The organism is Larkinella sp. C7 (assembly GCF_006149005.1).
GTDB lineage: Bacteria > Bacteroidota > Bacteroidia > Cytophagales > Spirosomataceae > Larkinella.
In genome coordinates this window covers 1-4,150 of record NZ_VBSL01000038.1, presented here as the reverse complement: position 1 = coordinate 4,150, position 4,150 = coordinate 1, and the positions used below count along the sequence as shown (strand labels likewise).

Here is a 4,150-nt window from a genome sequence, read left to right as displayed (position 1 = left end):
GAGTGAGAGCTCAAACTTAAACGAGAGTTTGATCCTGGCTCAGGACGAACGCTGGCGGCGTGCCTAATACATGCAAGTGGAACGCATTGGTAACACCGGACTTGCTCCAGTGTTACTAATGAGTCGCGAACGGGTGAGTAACGCGTAGGTAACCTGCCTGATAGCGGGGGATAACTATTGGAAACGATAGCTAATACCGCATAAGAGGAGTTAACTCATGTTAACTGTTTAAAAGAAGCAATGGCTTCACTATCAGATGGACCTGCGTTGTATTAGCTAGTAGGTAGGGTAACGGCCTACCTAGGCAACGATACATAGCCGACCTGAGAGGGTGATCGGCCACACTGGGACTGAGACACGGCCCAGACTCCTACGGGAGGCAGCAGTAGGGAATCTTCGGCAATGGACGCAAGTCTGACCGAGCAACGCCGCGTGAGTGAAGACGGTTTTCGGATCGTAAAGCTCTGTTGTAGGGGAAGAACGTGTGTAAGAGTGGAAAGCTTACACAGTGACGGTACCCTACCAGAAAGGGACGGCTAACTACGTGCCAGCAGCCGCGGTAATACGTAGGTCCCGAGCGTTGTCCGGATTTATTGGGCGTAAAGGGAGCGCAGGCGGTTTAGTAAGTCTGAAGTTAAAGGCATTGGCTCAACCAATGTATGCTTTGGAAACTGTTAGACTTGAGTGCAGAAGGGGAGAGTGGAATTCCATGTGTAGCGGTGAAATGCGTAGATATATGGAGGAACACCGGTGGCGAAAGCGGCTCTCTGGTCTGTCACTGACGCTGAGGCTCGAAAGCGTGGGTAGCGAACAGGATTAGATACCCTGGTAGTCCACGCCGTAAACGCTGAGTGCTAGGTGTTAGGTCCTTTCCGGGACTTAGTGCCGACGCTAACGCATTAAGCACTCCGCCTGGGGAGTACGACCGCAAGGTTGAAACTCAAAGGAATTGACGGGGGCCCGCACAAGCGGTGGAGCATGTGGTTTAATTCGAAGCAACGCGAAGAACCTTACCAGGTCTTGACATCCCGATGCCCGCTCTAGAGATAGAGTTTTTCTTCGGAACATCGGAGACAGGTGGTGCATGGTTGTCGTCAGCTCGTGTCGTGAGATGTTGGGTTAAGTCCCGCAACGAGCGCAACCCTTATTGTTAGTTGCCATCATTAAGTTGGGCACTCTAGCGAGACTGCCGGTAATAAACCGGAGGAAGGTGGGGATGACGTCAAATCATCATGCCCCTTATGACCTGGGCTACACACGTGCTACAATGGTTGGTACAACGAGTCGCAAGCCGGTGACGGCAAGCTAATCTCTGAAAGCCAATCTCAGTTCGGATTGTAGGCTGCAACTCGCCTACATGAAGTCGGAATCGCTAGTAATCGCGGATCAGCACGCCGCGGTGAATACGTTCCCGGGCCTTGTACACACCGCCCGTCACACCACGAGAGTTTGTAACACCCAAAGTCGGTGAGGTAACCATTTATGGGGCCAGCCGCCTAAGGTGGGATGGATGATTGGGGTGAAGTCGTAACAAGGTAGCCGTATCGGAAGGTGCGGCTGGATCACCTCCTTTCTAAGGATAAACTAAGTAACGAAGACGTTAAGAAATCCGTATGAAAATAGGGGACGGCCAGAAAATCCTGATTTTCTAGGACGGCCATCTTTTTCCTAGGATTTTAGTCTGAGTACAATTACTTAGTAACGGAAGCACGTTTTGGGGACGCTATTTAGTTTTCAGAGGTTTTGTGGGGCCTTAGCTCAGCTGGGAGAGCGCCTGCTTTGCACGCAGGAGGTCAGCGGTTCGATCCCGCTAGGCTCCATTAGGATACGGAGTTCAACTATTCTCAAAGAGCAGTGCCCCCTTATCCTAAGCGGCAACGACGTTGCCAATTGTTCATTGAAAATTGAATATCTATCAAATAGTAACAAGAAAATAAACCGAAACGCTGTAAATATTTTAAAGAGACCAAAGAGAAATAAGGTTAAGTTAATAAGGGCGCACGGTGGATGCCTTGGCACTAGGAGCCGAAGAAGGACGTGACGAACGACGAAATGCTTTGGGGAGCTGTAAGTAAGCTGTGATCCAGAGATGTCCGAATGGGGGAACCCACTAGCTGATGGCTAGTATCCATGACTGTTAAGGTCATGTGAAGGAAGACGCAGTGAACTGAAACATCTAAGTAGCTGCAGGAAGAGAAAGCAAAAGCGATTGCCTTAGTAGCGGCGAGCGAAGAGGCAGGAGGGCAAACCGAAGTGTTTACACTTCGGGGTTGTAGGACTGCGCAGTGGCTTTAAGGATGATAGACGAATGACTTGGGAAAGTCAGCCAAAGAGAGTAAGAGCCTCGTAGTTGAAATCATTTTTAGGCCTAGCAGTATCCTGAGTACGGCGAGACACGAGGAATCTCGTCGGAAACTGGGAGGCCCATCTCCCAACCCTAAATACTCCCTAGTGACCGATAGTGGACCAGTACCGTGAGGGAAAGGTGAAAAGCACCCCGGAAGGGGAGTGAAAGAGAACCTGAAACCGTGTGCCTACAACAAGTTCGAGCCCGTTAATGGGTGAGAGCGTGCCTTTTGTAGAATGAACCGGCGAGTTACGTTAGTGTGCGAGGTTAAGTTGAAGAGACGGAGCCGTAGGGAAACCGAGTCTGAAGAGGGCGAGTAAGTACAGTGACGTAGACCCGAAACCATGTGACCTACCCATGAGCAGGGTGAAGGTGAGGTAAGACTCACTGGAGGCCCGAACCAGAGTACGTTGAAAAGTGCTTGGATGACTTGTGGGTAGCGGAGAAATTCCAAACGAACTTGGAGATAGCTGGTTCTCTCCGAAATAGCTTTAGGGCTAGCGTCGACAATGAGATTCTTGGAGGTAGAGCACTGTTTGGGTAAGGGGTCCATCCCGGATTACCAAACTCAGATAAACTCCGAATGCCAAGTAATTATGGTCGGCAGTCAGACTGCGAGTGCTAAGATCCGTAGTCGAAAGGGAAACAGCCCAGACCACCAGCTAAGGTCCCCAAATAATTGTTAAGTGGAAAAGGATGTGGGGTTGCACAGACAACTAGGATGTTAGCTTAGAAGCAGCTATTCATTCAAAGAGTGCGTAATAGCTCACTAGTCGAGTGACCCTGCGCCGAAAATGTACCGGGGCTAAAACAATTTACCGAAGCTGTGGATCCTTTAGGGATGGTAGGAGAGCGTTCTATGTGTGGTGAAGGTGTACCGTGAGGAGCGCTGGAATGCATANGGTGAGAATCCTGTCCACCGTAAGACTAAGGTTTCCAGGGGAAGGCTCGTCCGCCCTGGGTTAGTCGGGACCTAAGGAGAGACCGAACGGTGTATCCGATGGGCAACAGGTTGATAGTCCTGTACTAGAGTATAGAGTGACGGAGGGACGCAGAAGGCTACCTCAACCAGACGATTGGAAGTGTCTGGCCAAGCAGTGAGGTGTGATAGGAGTCAAATGCTTATATCTTTAACATTGAGCTGTGATGGGGAGCGAAGTTTAGTAGCGAAGTGAGTGATGTCAGGCTGCCAAGAAAATCTTCTAGCATTAATCTATACTCTACCCGTACCGCAAACCGACACAGGTAGTCGAGGCGAGTAGCCTCAGGTGAGCGAGAGAACTCTCGTTAAGGAACTCGGCAAAATGGCCCCGTAACTTCGGGAGAAGGGGCGCTGACTTAAGGTCAGCCGCAGTGAATAGGCCCAAGCAACTGTTTATCAAAAACACAGCTCTCTGCGAAATCGTAAGATGAAGTATAGGGGGTGACGCCTGCCCGGTGCTGGAAGGTTAAGAGGAACGCTTAGCGTAAGCGAAGGTGTGAATTGAAGCCCCAGTAAACGGCGGCCGTAACTATAACGGTCCTAAGGTAGCGAAATTCCTTGTCGGGTAAGTTCCGACCCGCACGAAAGGCGTAATGATTTGGGCACTGTCTCAACGAGAGACTCGGTGAAATTTTAGTACCTGTGAAGATGCAGGTTACCCGCGACAGGACGGAAAGACCCCATGGAGCTTTACTGCAGTTTGATATTGAGTATCTGTACCACATGTACAGGATAGGTAGGAGCCATAGAGTTCGGGACGCCAGTTTCGAATGAGGCGTTGTTGGGATACTACCCTTGTGTTATGGCTACTCTAACCCACT

At 50.3% G+C, this 4,150-nt stretch carries 1 tRNA gene and 2 rRNA genes; all 3 read left to right on the top strand.

Annotated features, from left to right (window positions below):
* The first annotated feature begins 16 nt into the window (after positions 1-16).
* Positions 17-1,573: ribosomal RNA gene (locus tag FH871_RS34260) — 16S ribosomal RNA — on the top strand.
* A gap of 174 nt (positions 1,574-1,747) precedes the next feature.
* A tRNA-Ala gene (locus tag FH871_RS34255) sits at positions 1,748-1,820 on the top strand.
* A 160-nt stretch (positions 1,821-1,980) separates the two neighbouring features.
* Positions 1,981-4,150, top strand: a 23S ribosomal RNA gene (locus FH871_RS34250); the annotation flags it as partial.